The organism is Paenibacillus arenosi, assembly GCF_014841135.1.
GTDB lineage: Bacteria > Bacillota > Bacilli > Paenibacillales > Paenibacillaceae > Paenibacillus_B > Paenibacillus_B arenosi.
The window spans coordinates 117,126-139,197 of the sequence record NZ_JACYTN010000001.1 but is presented as its reverse complement, the minus strand read 5'-3'; the positions used below and the strand labels follow the sequence as shown (position 1 = coordinate 139,197).

Below are 22,072 nucleotides of genomic sequence, written 5' to 3'. Positions count from 1 at the left end.
CCCGTAATAAAAATTCTTCTCAAGTATAAACGAAGAAATGAATGGAAAAGTTACAGACTGATTAACATAATCCTACACGTTTTTAAAATTATTTGGAAAAAATAACAGACCCACCCTTGTAGGACTTTATCCCCAAAAACAGGTCTGCTTCATGTCTATATTTACACTATTATGCGTATTCTCACATACACTACTGCAAATTTTTCGCATCATAATCATGGACTCAGTTACAAATTCAGCTATAATACCCCACTCCCCACAGGACTAAAATAAAGACATTCCCCCTTAGGTAACATTGCTTAGGCTCGTATCGTAAAGCATCGTATCTCTTATTCCATTCACAAATTTATGAGTGGCACAAAGTGTAATATATAACGAAATGTGGTTAGCATCTACCCTACCTCCATGTGGATTTGAACTCCGTCTCTGGAATGATAATTTGTTGAAATACAATGCAGTTGCAGATATGCTGTTATAAAGCAAGCGATTCTACATGATGAACGAACAGGAGTGCAATTATGGAGAAGCCACGTATTCTTATTATTGAAGACGAAGTAAAAATTGCGAGAGTTATCCAGCTTGAATTGAAGCATGAAGGTTATGAATCAGAAACGATAGATAATGGTTTAGACGGATATCAATTATGCCAGGAACAGAACTGGGATTTGATTCTGCTTGACGTGATGCTGCCAGGAATAAGCGGCTTAGAGGTATTGCGACGTCTTCGCACGTCTGGCAATATGACACCTGTTATCTTGTTGACGGCGCGGGACTCTGTGCATGACAAAGTAAGCGGACTTGATCTAGGTGCAAATGACTATGTTACAAAGCCGTTCCAAATTGAAGAGCTGTTGGCACGTATCCGCACATGTTTGCGCATGAAAGCTCAACTCCAGCCAGCACCTACCATCCCAGTAGATAGTGGTGATGTATGGTCGATGGCTGATTTAAGCGTCCATGACAAATCAAGAGCAGTCAAGCGAGGAGATCATGATATTGAACTGACACCTCGTGAATATGACTTGCTTGTCTTCATGCTAAAACATCCGAATCAAGTTATGAACCGCGAACAAATACTAACCAATGTATGGGGCTTTGATTATTTCGGAGATACCAATGTCGTCGATGTTTATATTCGTTATTTGCGCAAAAAAATCGACCACCAGTTCGACAAACAGCTTATACACACGATTCGCGGTGTGGGGTACGTCATGAAGGAGTAGATCGCTAATGAACATGCGCACGAAAATTTATTTGCTGTCATCCGTCTGGCTGCTGCTCGTTATTCTCATTATCAACATGTCAATTTACGCTTTGTTCTATAATATGACGACAAGAGATGCATTAAGCAGTGTACAGCTTCAAGCACAACAAATATCTAAGCCGCTTCAAGAATTTACGGGAGGCGACATTAACGATTTTCTTCGCGGTGGTTATTTACCTGAAGACGGAATGATTCGAATTATATTTGAAGATGGAAAAGTTAAGCATGATCCAGCTCGTCAAGTACAGTATCAAGAAATGCCCGCAACGTACTTTCAGGAACAAAAAAACGAGCTGTTTTTTTATTTAGATACGATGTTCGCACGCAGCTATCTTCCTATCATTTATGAAGATGGTCGGATTGCAATGCTTGAAGTAACAGAGAACATACAGTCAACTCAAAAAAATTTATCACAATTAAGATGGGTATTAACGATTGCAACCATTGCCGTATTAATTCCCTCCTTCTTGGCTGGTAGGTTTTTGACCAATCTGATTTTGCGTCCTATTAATGCACTAATCGCAACGATGGAAGAAATCCAACGGAAGAACACGTTCAAAAAACTCGACGTAAAAGGTAAATCCCAAGACGAGCTGTACAAACTCGGCAATACGTTTAATAAAATGATAGAACGATTAAAACTTCACTTCGATCAGCAGCAGCAATTCGTGTCAGATGCTTCACATGAGTTGAAGACACCCTTAACGGTTATCGAAAGCTATGCAGAAATGCTAAAACGCTGGGGAATGAACGACCCGGAAGTACTCAAAGAATCTGTAGAAGCTATCTATTCTGAAGCCGTGCGAATGAAAGAAATGACGCATCAAATGCTGGACTTAGCTCGTCATGATGCGGGCTTGCATATAGAGGCCAGTCCGTTCGATCTGATCGACGCTACTGCTCAAGCTGTCAAATTAACGAAACAAGCCTACCATCGAGAAATTACGCTGCAGCAGGATTTGACTGCACTTGAAGTAAATGCAGATGAGGCGAAGTACAAACAGTTACTGTTCATTTTATTGAATAATGCTGTCAAATACAGCTCGGGCGATATCGACGTCCACGTCTCTGCTGACCAATCCCATGCTCACATTGTGGTCAAAGATTGTGGAGTCGGCATTCCTGCAGATGATATCCCACATCTATTCGAACGATTCTATCGCGTAGATAAAGCTCGACATCGGGAAACAGGCGGAACTGGTTTAGGACTTTCCATCGCCAAGCAAATCGTGGATGCCCATGATGGTACAATCGAAGTAGAAAGCCAAGAAGGCGTAGGAACTAGCTTCATTATTCATTTTCCACTTACTTGGCAAGTAAAAGCGTAGTCACTCTCATCAATTTCTCATTATTTTATCATTGCAAACTAAGGTATATCTGTTACCTTTAAAACAACGCACAGATTCTTCTCGAATAGAGGTGAATATACAATGAAACGACTTAAGACAAAATGGATCTATGCTGCAAGCAGCGCACTGCTGCTAGCTTTCCTTGTATTCGGAGTACGACAAATATGGGCGCAGCAAACGAATCCACTCCTTTCTGAGCAAGAAGTGAAACAAATCATTAGTAACGCCTATGCTGGCAAGGTGGATAGCATCCAACTCAATGAACATAGCAATCCACCTCAATATGTGGCCAAACTTAAAAATGGTGATAGATGGTACGAGCTGCATGTTGGTGGATATAATGGCGATATCCTTCATCTGAAACAAATAAATGAATCAGGTGTTCCAGGGGATTCAACGAATCCTAATGAACCCGGCAAAGAGAAACCCGGCACTGGTCAGTCTACTAATCCTAATAAACCTGGAAATGGCTCTACGCCTATTACAAAAGAAGAAGCGAAAGAGATCGCGAAAACACAGTTTAAAGGAAAACTCAGCTCGCTCGAATTGAAAATACAACCGGACGGCAGCCGCTATTACCAAGCCAAGTTAGAAAATAATAAAGAATCAATCATTATGTATATTAATGAAGCTAACGGCGAAGTGCTCAAAAAAGAGATCACGTCCAAACCCAATAAACAACCAACAAACAACACGATGCCGATCACGGAAGCTGAAGCCAAGTCCATTGCACTCAAACATGTAAAAGGTACCATCAAATCCATTGAACTAGACGATGAAAATGGAGTGCCTGTCTATGAGGTAGAGGTAAAAATGGCAACCGGTACAAAAAAGGTATACATTAATGCCTATTCTGGAGCTGTAATTAGCACTGTCTCAGACGATGATGATGACGACGACTCTGACGACGATGATAATGCAAATAAAAGAGAGGTCAAGGGCATTAGCACCGATAATAAAAACAATAGTACTGTGAACAGCAAAAATACCAACAAAAATAATAACGCTGGGTCCATAGTCAATAAACCTAGCAAGCCTACCAGCAGTAAGCCTACTAGCACGAACAATACGAATAATACGAGCAATAACAACACCAATAATAACGGCAGTTCTACGGATACCAACACGCCTGTCAACCATGATGATGATCAAGTAGGCGGCCAACCGAGCGATGATAATGACGATGACGACGATGATGACAACAGTAATGACAGTAATAACACCAGCAATAACAGTAGTAACAATAGCAGTACCAACTCAGATGATGATGACGATGATGATTATTAAATGAACATGCTTCCAAACTTACAAGCCGCCAACCATAACCGTTGACGGCTTTCTATGTGAGGCACAAATTTTTCAGATTTAAAGCAATTTCTCATCAAATTCTCATCTAATTGCCTTTTTACTCTAATAATTGAAAGTTATTATTACGATATAAACATTAGAACTTCAAGGGAATATCTACATTAGGAGGATTTACTATGAAAAAATGGGCAGCAACTACACTAGCAGGAGCGCTAGTTCTTAGCGGAATCGGATTAGGAAATAACGTAATGGCTAAAGAAAACGACGATACGAGTAAACCTACTCCAGCCGTACAAACATCCAACAACAATAACAAAGCGAAAATTTCAATCGATAGTGCCAAAAAAATTGCAATTGGTTTGTTTAAAAACGCTAAAATCGAGGAAATCGAGCTTGAGAAGAAAAACGGTCGTCTCGTTTATCATGTAGAATTCGAAAACCGTAAAGATAAAGAAGATGAAGTCTACATTGACGCATATACAGGCAAAGTAACATGGGAAAAAGATTTCAATGACGATGATGACGACAACAAACAAAAGAAAGACAAGAACAACAATACAAGTAAGGACAATAAAAACAACAAGCCAAGCACGAAAAAGAACGACGACGACGATGATAATGATGACAAAGACGATGACGATAATAAGAAGCCAGCTAAACCAAAGCAAAACAACAAACCAAACAAACCATCTGCAAAAATAACAAAAGAACAAGCAATTAAAATTGCGTTAGCGAAAGTACCAGGAAAAATAGAGGAAGTTGAGCTTGAAAAAGAAAACAACAAGCTTGTTTACGAAATTGAAATTAAAGCAAAAAAGAAAAAGAACGACGATGATGACGCTAAAGTGTACGTTTCCGCAACAGATGGCAAAGTACTTAAAGTAAAATGGGATGACTAATTTATCATAATCGTTTCTGCCATTTAACAAACTATTTGTGCAGTAACTTCATGATTACCCTATTAAAAAAGCACCTCAAACTTTAAAAAAGTCGAGGTGCTTTTTCTATCTATTTATCCCATTCATGGATCAGTCGTTTAAAAAGGTAGTTACCTTAGCCAGCCATAAGCGCGAACCTATACACCCCAAGATGCTGGGTCACGTCTCCAAGCTTGCAGCATATCTACGTCTTTTTCTTCGATGACATTCATCTCTACTGCCGCTTCAATAAGCGCTGTGTAGTTAGACAACGTACGCAAAGGAACGTTTGCTTCAGCAAATCCTTCCGTTGCCTTGTCGAACTCGTAGCTGAAAATGGCCATAACTGCCATTGGCTCCGCTCCTACTTCACGAATAGCTTGAGCTGCCTTAATAGAGCTGCCGCCTGTCGAGATCAAATCTTCAATCACGACAACCTTTTGGCCTGGCTTGATCGAACCTTCAATCTGGTTCTGCTTGCCATGTCCTTTTGCTTTGTCGCGTACATAGGCCATAGGCAATCCAAGTTTGTCTGCTACCCATGCCGCATGCGGAATTCCCGCTGTAGCTGTTCCAGCAATTACTTCCGCATCAGGTGCGTGTTCACGAACAAGTTGTGCAAATCCTTCTGCAATCGCATTACGGATTTCTGGATACCCCATCGTCAAGCGGTTATCGCAATAGATGGGAGAACGAATACCGGATGTCCATGTGAATGGATCGTTCGGGCGAAGTGCCACTGCTTGAATCGTAAGTAAATGATTTGCAATTGTTGACGCTAAAGATTTTGATGTTGTTGTCATATTAAATCATCTCCTTCAAGATTTGTTCCAGCGCTTCGCGCGGATTTGCCGCAGCTGTTATAGGACGGCCGATTACGAGGTAGTCTGTACCTTGCTGTATAGCCATAGCTGGTGTCATAATTCGAGATTGGTCACCTGCAGCACTGCCTGCAGGTCGAATACCGGGCGTAATCGTCTGGAATGATGCGCCACATGCATCTTTAATAAGCTGCACTTCCTGTGGTGAAGCAACTACTCCATTTAGTCCCGCTTCTTTAGCCAGTTTCGCATATTTGATAACGGCATCAGGAACCGTGCCAGCAATGCCAATCTCTTCATTCATCACTTGCTGATTGGTGCTTGTCAGTTGAGTCACAGCGATAACAGTAGGTCGAATCAAGCTGCTATCTTCCTCTAATGCCTGTTCAATCCCTTCTACAGCCGCCTGCATCATCATTACGCCGCCTGCTGCGTGTATGTTAAACATATCAACGCCTAGCTTCGTCACGCTGTGTGAACCGCCTTTGACTGTATTCGGAATATCATGCATCTTTACGTCAAGGAACACTCGATAACCTCTAGCTTTAAGCTCACGAATGAAGTCTGAACCCGATGCGTAGAACAGCTGCATACCTACTTTCATATAGCAAGGTATACCTTCAAGCTGCGTCATTAGCTGCTTAGCTGCTTCTACATTAGGATAGTCAAGTGCTACCATCACTCGGCCTGCTGCCTGTTCGATCGTCATTCGATTTGTCATCCGTTATGCTCCCCCTATTATCTTTGTCTCGCTTGTTCCATGCGCACCACTCATTACTCTTTAGTTATTGCAATACTTACTCTTACTCATGAAGCCCAATCAAACTACCAGCACACAGTCCGAGGAGGCCAATTGGCCTCCTCGTCGTAAGCGTTTCTATTCACCTTACAGCACTGGCATCGGACGTGAGGAGAAGTTAATACGCTCCAACATCTCAAGCAACGCGCGTACTGTATCTAGAGAAGTCATACATACGACCCCGTTCTCAACCGCTTCACGACGGATGCGGAAGCCATCGCGCTCTGGTGTTTTACCCTTCGTCAATGTGTTGACAACAAAGTGTGCTTCACCGTTGCGAATCAAGTCAAGAATGTTCGGTGTGCCTTCCGTCAGCTTCTGAACATGTGTTACTAGCAAGCCTGCATCTTCAAGCGCAGTTGCCGTTCCCCCTGTTGCAATAAGCTTATATCCCAGACGGCTGAAGCCTTGCATCAATTTCGCAGCTTCTTCCTTGTCTTTGTCAGCAACCGTACAGATGATAGCACCTGATGCTGGAATTTTCATACCGGAACCGATGAGTCCTTTATAGAGCGCCTTCGCATATTCAACATCGCGTCCCATAACTTCACCCGTAGATTTCATTTCAGGGCCAAGTGTCGGCTCTACGCGGCGTAGCTTCGCAAAGGAGAATACCGGTACTTTTACAGACACATGGTCATCTTCTGGCCACAAGCCTTCTTGATAGCCAAGGTCTGTTAATTTGCTGCCAAGGATAAGCTTCGTTGCCACATTCGCCATCGGAATGTTTGTCACTTTGCTCAAGAATGGCACCGTACGCGAGGAGCGAGGATTTACCTCAATGACATACACTTCGTCTTGGAAAATGACGAACTGGATGTTGACGAGACCAATCGTCTTCAATTCCTTCGCGATGCGTATCGTAATGTCGACAACCTTTTGCTTCAATTCTGGCTTAAGATGTTGCGGCGGATATACCGCAATCGAGTCACCAGAGTGAACGCCTGCACGCTCAACATGCTCCATAACGCCTGGAATCAATACCGTTTCGCCATCGCATATTGCGTCTACCTCTACTTCTTTTCCTAGCATGTAGCGGTCAATCAATACCGGGTGCTCCGGATTAATTTGTACCGCATGCTCCATGTAGTTGAGCAATTCTTCGTCAGAGTAGACGATTTCCATCGCACGACCACCTAGTACATAAGATGGACGTACAAGTACCGGGTAGCCTAAGCTTTGTGCCGTACCTACTGCTTCATCTACAGAAGTTACGGTTTTACCTTTAGGCTGTGCGATGTTCAAGCGTGAAAGCAATGCCTCGAACTTCTTGCGGTCTTCCGCCTCGTCAATGCTCTCTAAACTTGTACCGATAATTCGTACTCCCGCTTTCGCCAACGGTGCAGCCAAGTTGATTGCCGTTTGTCCACCGAATTGGACGATAACACCTACTGGCTTCTCCTGCTCGATTACATTCATAACGTCTTCGAAGAAGAGCGGTTCGAAGTAGAGTCGGTCAGATGTTGAGAAGTCTGTAGATACGGTCTCAGGGTTGTTATTAATAATAACCGCTTCGTAGCCAGCATCTTGAATGGCCCACACTGCGTGTACAGTAGAGTAGTCGAACTCAATCCCTTGCCCGATACGAATCGGACCGGAACCTAGTACAAGCACTTTCTCTTTCGTCGATTGCACAACTTCATTTTCCATCTCATATGTCGAGTAGTAGTATGGCGTCGTTGCTTCAAACTCTGCCGCACACGTATCTACCATTTTATAAACTGGTTCCAGATTGTGAGATTTACGAAGGCTGCGCACTTCTGCTTCGCTTGTGCAACTGCCGCCTGCGAATACCTCATTGCGAATCTCGGCAATGGCACGGTCCGTGAAGCCGTTACGCTTCGCTTCATACAATGTCTCAGCAGACAGTTCCTCTTCCCCACGAATGCGATCCTCGAAACGAATCATGCCTTCCAATTTATCAAGGAACCACCAGTCAATCTTCGTAAGGTCTTGCAGTTGCTGTAGGGTATAGCCACGACGGAAAGCTTCTGCAATAAGGAACATGCGCTCATCATCTGGCTTGTTTAGACGTGCTTCAAGCGTTTCTTTATCAAGTGCATCCGTGCCTTTCAAATAGAGACGGTGCACACCGATTTCCAAGGAGCGTATCGCCTTGTGCATGGATTCCTCAAACGTACGGCCAATCGCCATAACTTCGCCTGTCGCCTTCATTTGCGTACCAAGCTTACGATTCGCTTGTGTAAACTTATCGAATGGCCAACGTGGAATTTTTGATACGATGTAATCCAGCGTAGGCTCGAAGCAAGCATACGTTTGCCCTGTTACCGGGTTAACGATTTCGTCAAGCGTGTAGCCAACCGCAATTTTAGCTGCCATTTTCGCAATCGGGTAGCCTGTTGCTTTAGATGCTAGTGCAGAAGAACGGCTTACACGCGGATTAACTTCGATTACATAGTATTGATAGCTGTACGGATCGAGTGCGAACTGAACGTTACATCCACCTTCAATGTTCAAGGCACGAATAATTTTCAAGGATGCTGAACGCAGCATTTGGTATTCACGGTCAGATAGCGTTTGGCTTGGTGCTACTACGATACTGTCGCCTGTATGAACCCCTACTGGGTCAAAGTTCTCCATGTTGCAGACAACGATACAGTTGTCATTCGCATCACGCATAACCTCATATTCTACTTCTTTCATGCCTGCGATACTTTTCTCAACCAAGCACTGTCCAATTGGGCTGTAGCGAATACCGGAAGCTACGATATCACGAAGCTGCTCTTCGTTGTCGCAAATTCCGCCGCCTGTGCCGCCAAGCGTATAAGCCGGGCGAACGATAATTGGGTAGCCAATTGTATTTGCGAAGTCTACTGCACCTTCAACCGTCGTTATAATTTCACTTTCAGGTACTGGCTGCTCTAATTCACGCATGAGCTCGCGGAACAAGTCGCGGTCTTCTGCACGCTCGATTGCATCAAGCTGCGTACCTAGCAAGCGAACATTTTCTTGCTCTAGAACACCAGCGCGAGCTAGTTCTACAGCCATATTCAATCCCGTTTGACCGCCCAATGTTGGAAGCAAACCATCTGGACGCTCTTGGCGGATAATTTGTCTCACGAAATCCAATGTAATAGGCTCGATATATACTTTGTCCGCCATATTTGTATCTGTCATAATCGTAGCTGGGTTACTGTTGATGAGAACGACTTCCAAGCCCTCTTCTTTCAATGCTTGGCAAGCTTGTGTTCCAGCATAGTCGAACTCGGCTGCTTGACCGATGACGATTGGGCCGGAGCCGATGACGAGTATTTTCTTAAGTTCTTGATTCTTCGGCATAATTATAGTTCTCCTTTCAACTGAGCCACGAGCTCCGCTTGGCGCGGTACAGCTGGCAAATTGCGTTTATGGTCACGAACCATCTCCAGGAATTCATCAAACAAGTAGCTGCTGTCATGCGGTCCTGGTGCTGCTTCTGGATGGTATTGTACAGAGAAAGCTGGGAAGCGCTTATGCTTCAAGCCTTCAATCGTTTTATCATTGTTGTTGATATGAGTCACTTCAAGCTCCGTGCTTGCAATCGTCTCATCCACTACCGTGTAGCCATGGTTCTGAGAAGTGATATAGCAGCGGTTGGTTGCAAGCTCTTTTACCGGATGGTTTCCTCCGCGATGTCCGAACTTCAATCTGCCAGTATCCGCACCGCAAGCCAAAGCTAGCAATTGATGTCCTAGGCAAATACCGAAGATTGGGATTTCTCCAAGCAGCTCTTGAATCATTTTCACAGCGTGCGGCACATCTTTCGGGTCCCCTGGTCCGTTGGATAGTTGAATACCATCTGGGCGCAGTCGACGAATTTCATCAGCCGTTGTATCGTGCGGTACGACGATAACATCGCATCCACGCTGCGTTAGTTCACGCAAAATCCCGCTCTTCGCACCAAAGTCAACCAGCACGATGCGCTCTCCCAATCCTGGGCTTGTAAATTGATTCTTCGTCGAAGTGCGTGCCACTTGGTTGCGCAGCAACGGTGTTGATCCAAGCATTTCTTGCAACTCTTCCACAGACTTGCTGCCAGTTGCTAAAATGCCCTTCATCGTCCCATAGTGACGCAGCTTACGAGTAAGCATACGAGTATCCACTCCACTGATACCAACGATGCCGTATTCTTTTAACAAGCGGTCTACCGTATATTCAGCTCTCCAGTTACTAGGAATGGATTCGTGACGACGAACGACAAATCCATGTACATAAGGGCGAATAGATTCGAAGTCATCTCTAGTAATCCCGTAGTTACCGATAAGCGGGTAAGTCATCGTTACAATTTGACCACAGTATGATGGGTCTGACAACAATTCCTGATATCCTGTCATTCCTGTATTAAATACAACCTCACCAACGGACTCACCTTCTGCTCCGAACGCCGGGCCCGTAAATAGAGTTCCATCTTCCAATAATAGTTTTGCTTGCATGCTCGTCACTCCTCGCTCTCCACTCTTATCAACTCAACCGCACTGATTGGCTTTTGTTCAAGCTAATCTATATAAGCTCTATACTTGTTCGCTCCATACAATTCGACCATCTACAATCGTCATCACTGGCCAGCCTTTCAGCTTCCAACCTGTGAATGGTGTGTTGCGTCCTTTAGAAGCAAATGTTTCTGGATTCACTTCGCGTTCTGTTTCCAAGTCAATCACCGCGATATCTGCAGGCGCCCCTTCTTCCAAGCGCCCTGTATTTAAGCGGAATACTCGTGCCGGGTCAGCTGTCATACGCTTTACAAGCAGTTCCAGCGACCATTTTCCTGTAGAGACAAACTTCGTATACATAAGCGGGAACGCTGTTTCCAAGCCTACGATGCCGAACGGTGCCAGCTCCATACCGCGAGCTTTTTCTTCCTCACTATGAGGAGCATGGTCCGTTACTAAAATATCAATCGTGCCATCCTCTATCGCTTCGATACACGCTTCTACATCACGAGGTGAGCGAAGCGGCGGATTCATCTTCCAATTTGCATCCAGGCCTGGGATGTCCTCATCTGATAAGATGAGATGATGTGGACACACTTCTGCCGTTACTCGAATGCCAATTTGTTTCGCTTGGCGGATAAGGCGAATCGACTGTTCTGTACTCACATGACACACATGATAATGAACACCTGTCGCTTCTGAGAGCAAGATGTCTCTGCCTACATGAATCGCTTCCGATTCATTCGGGATTCCCTTCAATCCATGCTTGCGTGCAAATGCTCCATCAGTTACAGCCGCGCCCTTTACTAGGGTGCCATCCTCACAGTGTGCGATGACCGGCATATCAAGAGCATGAGCACGTGCCATAGCATCTTTCATCATTTGTGCGGACTGCACACCTACTCCGTCATCCGTGAAGCCAATCACTCCAGCTTCCTTTAAACCTTCAAAATCCGTTAATTCACGTCCAAGCTCATTTTTCGTAATCGCTCCATAAGGTAAAACTTTAACGATACCTTCCAACTTCGTCTTGTCGTGGATGAACTGAACCGTTTCTGGTGTATCAATCACAGGCTTCGTATTCGGCATACACGCTATCGTCGTGAAGCCTCCCTTAGCTGCAGAGCGTGTGCCTGTAGCAATTGTTTCTTTATGTTCGAAGCCCGGTTCCCTCAAATGGACATGCATATCGATAAATCCTGGGGATACGAACTTACCTGCTGCATCCACGATTTCCACCTGTTCAGGCAGTTCCACTTCTACGTCTGTCATGCGCGAGATAATGCCATTTTCGATCCAAATGTGCCGTTTTACCAACTCACCTTGATTATTGAACATTTGTGCATTTGCTAAAATATACATTGCGTTATCCCCTCTCCCGCATCTTGTATCGTTTGTTGTTCCGTTACCTACTTTGCGTTCCGTTCTATTTTTACTTCCTATTTAAAGAGCGGTATTTAGTTGTGTACTCGTTGATACCGCTCATCTTACATTTCACTCATTGTTTCACTTGCTGTTCAACACTTATCGCAATGCTCGTTCCATGACGGCCATTCGAATCGGCACCCCGTTGGACATTTGGTCAAAAATTTTCGCCTGCGGACATTCAACCACATCGTCATCGATTTCAACGTTGCGATTTACAGGCGCTGGGTGCATTACAATCGCATGCGGCTGCAGCTTACTAACTCGTTCAGCTGTCATCCCATAAGCATCTCGATACTGTACGGCTGTAGAGAACACATTCGATTCATGACGCTCGAACTGTACACGCAGCATCATCACAACATCCGATAAAAGAGCTTCTTCCATTGTAATGTAAGGTGCATCCATATCTTTGGCTCTCATGCTGTCTGGTGCACAGAAGCGTACATTGGCACCAAACTTGCGAAGCGCCCAGTAGTTAGAGCGAGCGACACGGCTGTGTTCAATATCTCCGACTATCGTTACATTCAGCCCGGATAAGTCACCGAAATGTTTGCGCATCGTGTACATATCCAGCAAAGCTTGCGTTGGATGCTCATTGTTACCATCCCCTGCATTAATTAGAGGCATTTTGACCCGCTTAGCCAACTCAGCCAACATACCGACTGGCTTCAGTCGAATAACTCCTGCATCGAGCCCCATTGACTCCAAGGTGCGAACCGTATCATAGATGGATTCTCCCTTTTCAACACTGGAAGCTGATGCACTGAAGTTAATGACTTCAGCGCCGAGACGACGCTGAGCAACTTCAAAGGAGCAGCGCGTGCGTGTACTGTTTTCGAAAAACATATTCGTCACAATTTTGTGAGCAAATGTTTGGTTCACCTTCAGTACATGATTTTCCCAATACGTCGCGCGGTCCAGAATCGATTGAATTTCTTCGCGACTCAGGTCTTTCAACCCGAGAAGACTTCGTTCCTTCGTTCTGCTCTCCATTTGAGCGGTAGTCATTTGTTATAGCCCCCTGTTGTGAACAATTTTGACTTCATCCATGCCGTCTATTTCGCTGAGTGCTACTTCAATTTCCTCAGAACGTGAAGTCGGAACATTCTTCCCTACATAATCTGGTCGAATCGGAAGTTCCCGATGACCTCTGTCGGCTAATACAGCCAGCTGAATCATTTGAGGTCTTCCTTTATCAATCAATGCGTCCATCGCAGCCCGAATCGTTCTGCCTGTGTATAAGACGTCATCACATAAAATAATTTTTTTGTCTTCAATTTGGAAGCCGTCGTTTATTGTCAGACTACCCATCTCTTTACCTGCATCTTTGCGATCATCGCGATATCCGGAAATGTCTAGCTCTGCAACTGGAATGCTCTCGTTCTCAATTGAGAAGATGCGTTCTGCAATTCGGTTAGCCAAGTAAATTCCTCTTGTGCGAATGCCTACTAGCACGCAGTCCTCAATGCCCTTGTTTCTTTCCAAAATCTCATGTGCGATTCGTGTCAATGCTCGTCGGATGGCGGCGTCATCCATAATAACGTTGTATTCCTTCGTGCTCACCGTACGTCCTCCTTCATCTTCATCCTGTGTATATAGCTTGCTCCGCTGTAATAAACCTCTATGCTTGCTTAACTTCTTAACGTTGATTAATGTCTGTGAAGAAGGTACAAAAAAACTCCTTGCCCACAGGCAAGGAGTTCGTATCAACCATAGTGTAGAATGATAGCGCTGGAAAGAAGACTGCACATCAAATTACAGTGCTAGCCATCGATGAATGGTGTATCACACCAATCACTCGACTATCCAAAACGCTGAAGAAATCGTGCGCGGCATGCGTTATATGCATGCTTCGTTCTGTGCGCAGGCTTCTAGCTGTTGCAGTGATGGGACAGGGTCTCTCTGGACACCTACGTCTTCATCTTACATCAGCTCATTCTCGTTACGAGCGTGACCTTGCCAGTCTCACGGGACTGAATTAAAGGTTCAATATGCGATTACTAGGATTATGCCATCCTATCTCACAATTGTCAAGGTCACTTTCTTTTCCATTAAAATACAAATTCTACATCTGTCAAGCGGCGCTTCAAATCAGAGATAACGCGGTTCTCTTCTTCTTCACCGTTAGCTTGGAACGTAACAGAGAAACGAATAAAGCGTCCAGCATCATCCCAAGGTACTGTGGAAATAAGCTTTTCACGAATCAAATATTGAGAGAAAGCCTCGCCCGATTCAAATGTAGGACCATTCTTCACACCTTTAGGCGCTTCTACATACAAGAAGAAAGAACCTTTTGGTTTTTCCGCATGGAAGCCGATCTCATTCAAAGCAGCAACAAGCAAGTTATGACGACGAGAATATTTCTCGGAAATCGCTTCTGTAATTTCTGGATGAGCAAGACCGTATGCAGCCGCTTTTTGAATGGCAATGAATTGACCAGAATCGTTGTTGTCTTTCACATCAGAGAAAGCTTTAACGATAAGCGGGTTACCTGCTACAAATCCAATACGCCATCCTGTCATGTTGTAGGACTTGGACAAGGAATGCAGTTCTACACCAACATCCTTCGCACCAGGAACACTCAAGAAGCTAAGCGGCTTCACGCCATCATAAGTCAATGCTGAATACGGAGCATCATGAACCACGATCACTTCATGCTGCTTCGCCCATGCAACGACTTTTTCGAAAAACTCAACCGTTGCAGCTGCACCAGTCGGGTTGTTCGGGTAGTTCAAATACAACAACTTAGCACGCTTGCAAATGTCAGCTGGAATAGCGTCCAAGTTAGGAAGGAAGTTATTTTCCTTCGTCAACTGCACATTGAACACTTCTCCACCTAAATACTTTGTATGCGTACCAAGTACAGGGTAACCAGGCACCGTCATAATTGTGACATCACCAGGGTTAATGAAGCAAGTAGGAAGCATAGCAAGTGCCGGCTTCGAACCGATTGAGTGTACAACCTCTGTCTCAGGGTCGATACCTTCCACTTGGAATACTTCTTGAAGATATTTCGCTGCTGCTGCTTTGAATTCTACGATACCATTGTCCGCATAACCACGGTTCTCTGGCTTCGCCGCTTCTTCAGCAAGCTTTGCTACGATGCCAGCATCAGCCATCTCATCAGGCTCACCTACACCCATATCGATAAGCTCTACTTCAGGATGAGCTTGCTTCGCCGCTGCTTTAGCGCGTTTAATTTTCTCAAACTTATAAATGTTTGTATCTTTTCCATAATTCTCGCCACCAATGCGATTGGAAAATTGGCTCTGAATATAGGTTTGTTGATAATGTTGAATAGACATAAATGACCTCTCCTTTACCGTAAAACTCGCCTGTTAAAGCACGAATGTATTGCATCCTTACTATGAAGGAAGCATGCCCGAAACACCATGGATGATTCACGCAAACATTTGTACTTCTTGTACAGAGAAATCATTGGCAATCATACAATCACTACCTATTACGAATTGATTTCAATAGTTCTTCCATATCTTCTGGTAAAGGTGCCTGGAATTGCAAAGTTTCACCGGATATCGGATGAACGAATCCTAGTGTTTGTGCATGAAGTGCTTGCCCATTCATTTTTAATCCTCGTGTACCGCGGCTGTACATCGGATCACCTACTAGTGGATGTCCAATATATTTCATATGAACACGAATTTGATGCGTACGCCCTGTTTCAAGCTGTAGCTCCACCAATGTCGAATCACCGAAACGTTCCAACACTCTGAAGTGAGTAACTGCATGCTTGCTGTTACGTTCAGTGACCGTGTACATTTTACGGTCTTGCTCATCACGACCGATAGGTGCATCAATTGTTCCTTGGTCATGAGGTATGTTGCCATGAACGAGCGCTAAATATTTACGCAGTACGGTATGAGCTTTCAATTGATCAGCAAGTGATACGTGCGCTTTATCATTTTTCGCGGCCATCAACAATCCCGATGTATCTTTATCAATGCGATGAACGATACCAGGACGAAGTTCGCCATTAATCCCAGACAAATCTTTACAATGATGCATAAGTGCATTTACTACCGTTCCAGATGTGTGACCTGGCGCCGGATGCACAACTAACCCACGAGGTTTGTTAATAACAATAACGTCGCTATCTTCGTAATACACATCAAGCGGGATATTCTCAGCTACAATATCAACAGATTCTGGCTCTGGCATCGTAAGCTCCACAACATCGCCGGATGCACATTTGTAATTCGATTTTACCGCAGCTCCATTTACGAGTACGTGTCCATCTTTAATCCACATTTGAATTTGCGTACGAGAAATATCCATACCTAGTGACTCAAGTACTCGCTTATCAAGTCGTTCCTTCGCTTGCTTTGCTGTTATCGTCCATGTATACGAATGAAACTCCCCGCCCTTGCCTTCTACTGGCGAGTTCGAGGAGTTAGTGGACGAAGCTATCGTTGTACCATCTAATTCATATTGTTCATTCATTTGAATATTACCCTTTCTCAACTGATCCTTCAGATCCTTCTTGTTGTTCCAGTAACTTCTTCTCACGTTTTACGGACAAGAAAGCGTCCAGTATGACGAAACCTACACCTACACATATACCAATGTCTGCAATGTTAAAAATCGGGAACGTGTAGGAACCAAAGTCGAATTTGAAAAAGTCCACGACTTCACCCGACATGACGCGATCAATAAAGTTTCCAACTGCTCCACCTAATATAAGCCCTAAGCCAAGCTGTAAAATCGCACTATGCTCATGCTTCAACTTTTCCAAGTACCAGATGATTCCGATCAATACAACAATCGTTACAGAAATGAGGAACCAACGCTGGTCTTCCAAAATACTAAAGGCCGCTCCACGGTTACGATGTGAAAACAACGAAAAGAAACCGTCAATAATCGAGATTTCTTCATAAAGCTCCATACGCGTAGCAACGAGCCACTTTGTTACTTGGTCAAAAACTAGAACGATAATTGCCAGTATATAGTACCACACTGAAACCCGTCACCTCGATTAGCATACTCAATGTTGAAAACAGTTTGACTCGCTCATTGTAACATACCGCCCATAGACCGTCCAATACGAACCAATACGAACCAACCAGTGATTCATTTTCCATGGGGCAACTCCCTGCATTCCGTGCATTCTATAATCAAGATGTCCAGACAGGAAGGAGAATGATCGTGTCACATCTAACGTCAGAGCAATTGCAACATCTGAAACGTGAACTTACGGCTGAACAAGCTGATCTGGAACGAAGACTGCATCAAAACGATCAATACAATTTGGCAGATTCCCTAAAAGAAACGACAGGTGAACTGTCCACCATCGATAATCATCCAGCCGATGTTGCCTCCGAAATTTATGAACGTGAGAAAGATATCTCGTTATTAGAGCATCATGAAACTCAGCTCGAACGTATTGAAACTGCATTAAAGTTAATGGAAAAAGGTACGTATGGCACCTGTGTAGTATGCGGCCAACCTATACCTTATGAGCGATTAGAAGCGATACCTTCAACCATGTATTGTGTCAAAGATTGCCCTGAACAGACTATTTCTCAAAACCGTCCTATCGAAGAAGAGTTCCTTACTCCTCCATTTGGTCGCACAAGCTTAGACGAGCGCGAAGAACAAAACGGATTTGATGGTGAAGATACATGGCAGATCGTAGAAGCATGGGGCACCTCCGACAGCCCAGCCATGCATGAAGAATCTGACCTAGATAGTTATGACCGCATCATGATTGAAGCATCTGAAGAAATTGATGGCTGTGTTGAATCTTTTGAAAGCTTTGTCGCAACGGATATAACAGGTAAATTTGTGTCCGTTGTTCGTAATCGACAGTATGCCCGTTATATGAACACAGGCGAAGGTGAGCCTTTGCTTGAGCCAGATAGACACTTATAATATCGAGTTATCAGATTAATACATTTTTGAATCCAATTGATATTGAACGATACGAACGATATCAGCAATAAAGTCTCCAATAAGAGGGAGATTTAAGGCACCAAGCCATTGCAGAACGTAGAGCAGCGCCACGGTAACAAATGTGATTCCGATAACAACACCAACACCACGCGCTACACCAGCAACAAAGTTAACCCACAGCAAACGTGGCATACTAAGCATTAACTCTGTATACTCCAACATTCTGGAGCGCTCAAATTGTAATGTTATTTTTTGCAGCACTGCATGCATACCTTCAATAATTTCACGATCAGATTTGTTTTTGTCGTCCAAACATTCTTTCAACTGCTCCATATCAATTTCAGCACGTTCAACCGTACGTTTTCTTTTCTTCATCTCTGATTAGGCCTCCTACTCAAACAACAAGATCAACAGTCCCTATTCACGAAAAAGAGCGTCGACAGCTGCGAGAATATTCGCACGGTCGACGCTCCCCTTTATCCGTTAAGCTCAGGGCTTCCGCTCGCACAACTAGTGTGCTCACATGAGCCTATCTTATGCCTGTTACTGAATATGAACGCCAATTGTCTTCGTACCGAGGTCAATGGATTCCATTTGTTCCGCTTGGCCAAATGAAAGCTCAGCCACAAGTACGTTGTCACGCAGCGTACCTTCAAAGGCAACGATAGCAGCTTGCAATTCCTCATCGACATGAAGCACGATGTTTACGCGTTTCTCGATCGGCAAATCAAGCTTTTTACGCGTATCTTGAATCGCACGAACAACTTCACGCACCCAGCCTTCTTGCTCAAGCTCAGGTGTAATATCCGTGTTCAATGCTACCGTCATTTTATATCCAGAAGCAGCAGCGAAGCCTTCTTTAGCCTTCTTCTCGATGAGAAGCTCCTCTTCCGTCAATTGCAGAACTTCACCTTCTGCTGTTGTGAATTGGAACTGGCCGCTTTGAACGACTTGGCGAGCTTGCTCTGCGCCCATGGAACGCAGCTCATTTTGCAATGGACCCACATGCTTGCCGTATTTTTTACCCGCTACTTTCAAGTTCAGCTTCAAGCTGAAGTCTACAAATCCGTTATCGCTGTTCTCAATGCGAATTTGCTTCACATTGATTTCGTCTTTAATAACTTCTTCGTAGCCAGCTAGATCGAACTCGCGATCCATCGAAACGATAAGCTCGGAAAGTGGCTGACGTGTCTTGATGCTCGTTTCATTACGTACGTTACGAGCCAACTCAACGATTTGACGAGCTGTTTCCATATCGCGCTCAAGTTCAGCATCAATGATCGATGCATTTGCTTCTGGATAACCAGCCAAGTGAACACTTTGCTCGGTTCCACCAAGATTGCCGTAAATATCTTCGGCAACCATTGGAGCGTAAGGTGCAATAAGACGGGAAAGCGTCAATAGCACTTCACGAAGGGTTTGATAAGCAGACAATTTGTCATCTGTCATTTCACTACCCCAGAAGCGGTCACGAGAACGACGGATATACCAGTTGCTCAACTCATCTACATAGCTTTCAATCGCTTTCGCAGGGTTTAAGAAGTCATTCGCTTCCAAACCTTTCGTTACTCCTGTAACGAGCGTTTGTAGACGGGACAAAATCCAGCGATCCAACTTATTCTCGGAAGTACGAGTTGGGTAAGCTTGTGGATCATAATTATCAATTGTCGCATACAAAGCATAGAAGGCATGCGTATTCACTAGCGTATCAATGACTTTGGACTTCGCTTCTGCCACGATCTGCTTCGAGAAGCGTTTGGAGTTCCATGGCGCACTGTCAGACAATAGTGCCCAACGGAATGCATCTGTACCGAACTCATTAATGATTTCCCAAGGATCGATAACGTTACCTTTGGATTTGGACATCTTTTGTCCGTTCTCATCCAAGATATGTCCTGTAGCGATTACTGCTTTGTACGGAGCAACGCCTTTATATAGTGTTGCAACAGCTAGCAAGCTGTAGAACCAGCCACGTGTCTGATCGATACCTTCGCAGATAATATCTGCTGGGAACTGCTGCTCAAACTTCTGTTCATCGCCGAATGGATGATGATGCTGTGCAAATGGCATCGAACCGCTATCGAACCATACGTCGATAACTTCAGATGTACGCTCCATCGTACCGCCTTCACAGTGAGGGCAGTGCAACTTCACTTCATCCACATACGGCTTGTGCAGTTCCAAGTCCTCTGCGATTGGATCAACAGAGCGAGCACGCAAGTCAGCATGGCTCTCAGGCGCGTATTGCTCATCACAAGAAGAACATACCCACACGTTAAGCGGTGTTCCCCAATAGCGATTACGGCTAATGTTCCAATCCACCAAGTCTTCCAAGAAATTACCGAAGCGACCTTCACGGATATGACCAGGGTACCAGTCGACCTTGCTATTATTTTCAATTAATAAGTCTTTAACCGCTGTCGTCTGAATGAACCAAGATTCTGTCGCATAGTAGAGCAAAGGCGACTTACAGCGCCAGCAGAATGGATAGCTATGCTCGTATTTCTCTTTGCTGAAGAGAAGTCCTTTTTCAGACAACATTTTCACGATATCAATATCGCAATCTTTAACGAATCGACCTGCCATGTCTGTTACTTCTGGTGTATAGCGACCATGTGAGTCAACAACGCTGAAGAAAGTGATTCCATTCTCACGGCATGCACGGTTATCGTCTTCACCATGAGCAGGAGCCATATGAACGATACCTGTACCGCTTGCATCTGTAACAAAGTCAGCACCGACAATGAAGTGCCCTTTAGCAGGCTTCACATAGCCAAATGGCGCTTGATACGTCTTATTAATAAACTCGGAACCTTTATGCTCCGATACAATCTCATACTCGCCAGACATTACATTTTCAACAAGATTTTTCGCCATGATGTATACTTCGTCATCTTGCTTCACGCGTACATAGTCCATAGACGGATTCATTGCGAGCGCAGCATGAGATGGCAGCGTCCAAGGCGTTGTCGTCCATGCAAGGACATAATCACCAGAATCATCAAGCTTGAACTTCACCGTAGCAGACAAGTCTTTTACCGTTTCGTATCCTTGCGCAACTTCATGAGAGCTCAAAGTCGTTTGACAGCAAGGACAATATGGGCTTACACGGTGACCACGGTAGAGTAGACCCTTCTTGTGAATCGTAGATAGAATGTGCCATACGCTCTCGATATATTTGTTATCAAGCGTAATGTACGGATTGTCCAAGTCAGTCCAATAAGCGATTGCTTCCGTCAATTCACGCCATTTATGTTCATATTCAAATACGCTGTCTTTACATTTTTGAATAAATGCTTCTACACCGTAATTTTCGATTTCTTGCTTACCAGAGATACCTAGCTGTTTCTCTACGCCCAACTCAACAGGAAGACCATGCGTGTCCCAACCCGCTTTACGTTGAACATAATAGCCTGACATCGTCTTATAGCGGCAAATGAAATCCTTAATAACTCGACCAAGCACATGCCCGATATGAGGCGCTCCATTCGCTGTAGGAGGTCCTTCATAAAATACAAAGCTTGGCTTGCCTTGACGATTTTCAATCGTCTGTTTAAATGTATCTTCGCGATTCCACTTCTCCAAGATGCGGAGTTCACGTTCCCTAGCTCGTTCTTTGACGTCTACTTTCTTCATTGTCCTCATCCTTTCTTCTCTATACAGAATCACTGTCGATAGCCTAGTAATACAAGTCTCCGGCCAAAAACACCAAAAAACCCCGTCCCATAAAGGGACGAGGTTGACTCGCGTTACCACCCTTGTTCTATCCGTACAGATGACCTACTCGTCATCGGCAGTTAAAGCCGGATAGCACTCTGAAGCATCTTCACCTAGTGCAAAGACGCA

General features: G+C 44.4%; 17 protein-coding genes and 1 other annotated feature (1 of these 18 running past the window's edge). Of the genes, 5 read left to right on the top strand and 12 right to left on the bottom strand.

The window, feature by feature from the left end:
• The first annotated feature begins 518 nt into the window (after window positions 1–518).
• From IFO66_RS00605 to IFO66_RS00590, 4 genes are all read left to right on the top strand, one after another.
• On the top strand, window positions 519–1,223 hold the full coding sequence (locus IFO66_RS00605) for a response regulator transcription factor (protein WP_192023266.1): 705 nt from the start codon (window positions 519–521) through the stop codon (window positions 1,221–1,223).
• A gap of 7 nt (window positions 1,224–1,230) precedes the next feature.
• The gene (locus IFO66_RS00600) at window positions 1,231–2,592 is read left to right on the top strand and encodes a sensor histidine kinase (RefSeq protein WP_192023264.1); all 1,362 of its coding nucleotides are present in this window, start codon (window positions 1,231–1,233) and stop codon (window positions 2,590–2,592) included.
• A 102-nt stretch (window positions 2,593–2,694) separates the two neighbouring features.
• Window positions 2,695–3,900 (top strand): PepSY domain-containing protein, encoded by a 1,206-nt coding sequence (locus IFO66_RS00595; protein WP_192023262.1) that lies wholly within the window; start codon window positions 2,695–2,697, stop codon window positions 3,898–3,900.
• Window positions 3,901–4,097: 197 nt separating this feature from the next.
• The gene (locus tag IFO66_RS00590; protein WP_192023260.1) at window positions 4,098–4,820 is read left to right on the top strand and encodes a PepSY domain-containing protein; all 723 of its coding nucleotides are present in this window, start codon (window positions 4,098–4,100) and stop codon (window positions 4,818–4,820) included.
• Window positions 4,821–4,996: 176 nt separating this feature from the next.
• Here the strand turns inward: IFO66_RS00590 and pyrE are convergent, their stop codons facing one another.
• The 10 genes from pyrE to lspA form a co-directional block, all read right to left on the bottom strand.
• A complete protein-coding gene (pyrE, locus tag IFO66_RS00585; RefSeq protein ID WP_192023259.1) occupies window positions 4,997–5,641 on the bottom strand; it encodes an orotate phosphoribosyltransferase in 645 nt (214 codons plus the stop codon).
• Between the two features lies 1 nt (window position 5,642).
• The gene (gene pyrF, locus IFO66_RS00580; RefSeq protein WP_192023257.1) at window positions 5,643–6,380 is read right to left on the bottom strand and encodes an orotidine-5'-phosphate decarboxylase; all 738 of its coding nucleotides are present in this window, start codon (window positions 6,378–6,380) and stop codon (window positions 5,643–5,645) included.
• 165 nt (window positions 6,381–6,545) lie between these two features.
• Window positions 6,546–9,758 (bottom strand): carbamoyl-phosphate synthase large subunit, encoded by a 3,213-nt coding sequence (gene carB / locus IFO66_RS00575; RefSeq protein WP_192023255.1) that lies wholly within the window; start codon window positions 9,756–9,758, stop codon window positions 6,546–6,548.
• Window positions 9,759–9,760: 2 nt separating this feature from the next.
• The gene (carA, locus tag IFO66_RS00570) at window positions 9,761–10,891 is read right to left on the bottom strand and encodes a glutamine-hydrolyzing carbamoyl-phosphate synthase small subunit (protein WP_192023248.1); all 1,131 of its coding nucleotides are present in this window, start codon (window positions 10,889–10,891) and stop codon (window positions 9,761–9,763) included.
• Window positions 10,892–10,969: 78 nt separating this feature from the next.
• Complete coding sequence (locus IFO66_RS00565; RefSeq protein ID WP_192023241.1) at window positions 10,970–12,250, bottom strand: dihydroorotase; 1,281 nt, start codon at window positions 12,248–12,250, stop codon at window positions 10,970–10,972.
• A 162-nt stretch (window positions 12,251–12,412) separates the two neighbouring features.
• A complete protein-coding gene (locus IFO66_RS00560) occupies window positions 12,413–13,324 on the bottom strand; it encodes an aspartate carbamoyltransferase catalytic subunit (protein ID WP_192023239.1) in 912 nt (303 codons plus the stop codon).
• A 3-nt stretch (window positions 13,325–13,327) separates the two neighbouring features.
• A complete protein-coding gene (gene pyrR, locus IFO66_RS00555; RefSeq protein WP_192023238.1) occupies window positions 13,328–13,879 on the bottom strand; it encodes a bifunctional pyr operon transcriptional regulator/uracil phosphoribosyltransferase PyrR in 552 nt (183 codons plus the stop codon).
• 488 nt (window positions 13,880–14,367) lie between these two features.
• Window positions 14,368–15,621 (bottom strand): LL-diaminopimelate aminotransferase, encoded by a 1,254-nt coding sequence (locus IFO66_RS00550; RefSeq protein WP_192023236.1) that lies wholly within the window; start codon window positions 15,619–15,621, stop codon window positions 14,368–14,370.
• A 151-nt stretch (window positions 15,622–15,772) separates the two neighbouring features.
• Window positions 15,773–16,777 (bottom strand): RluA family pseudouridine synthase, encoded by a 1,005-nt coding sequence (locus IFO66_RS00545; protein WP_192023234.1) that lies wholly within the window; start codon window positions 16,775–16,777, stop codon window positions 15,773–15,775.
• 7 nt (window positions 16,778–16,784) lie between these two features.
• Window positions 16,785–17,291: a signal peptidase II gene (lspA, locus tag IFO66_RS00540; RefSeq protein WP_192023232.1), complete on the bottom strand. Its 507-nt coding sequence runs from the start codon at window positions 17,289–17,291 to the stop codon at window positions 16,785–16,787.
• Between the two features lie 188 nt (window positions 17,292–17,479).
• Here lspA and IFO66_RS00535 point away from each other — a divergent pair, with 188 nt between their 5' ends.
• Entirely contained in the window at window positions 17,480–18,205 is a 726-nt protein-coding gene (locus tag IFO66_RS00535) for a TraR/DksA C4-type zinc finger protein (RefSeq protein ID WP_192023231.1), read from the top strand.
• A gap of 15 nt (window positions 18,206–18,220) precedes the next feature.
• Here the strand turns inward: IFO66_RS00535 and IFO66_RS00530 are convergent, their stop codons facing one another.
• Together IFO66_RS00530 and ileS are read right to left on the bottom strand one after the other, a co-directional pair.
• On the bottom strand, window positions 18,221–18,601 hold the full coding sequence (locus IFO66_RS00530; protein WP_225445400.1) for a DUF5665 domain-containing protein: 381 nt from the start codon (window positions 18,599–18,601) through the stop codon (window positions 18,221–18,223).
• A gap of 168 nt (window positions 18,602–18,769) precedes the next feature.
• Window positions 18,770–21,862, bottom strand: coding sequence for an isoleucine--tRNA ligase (ileS, locus tag IFO66_RS00525; RefSeq protein WP_192023230.1), 3,093 nt, complete (start codon window positions 21,860–21,862; stop codon window positions 18,770–18,772).
• A gap of 90 nt (window positions 21,863–21,952) precedes the next feature.
• Window positions 21,953–22,072: a binding site (T-box leader), on the bottom strand; it runs 160 nt beyond the window's last position.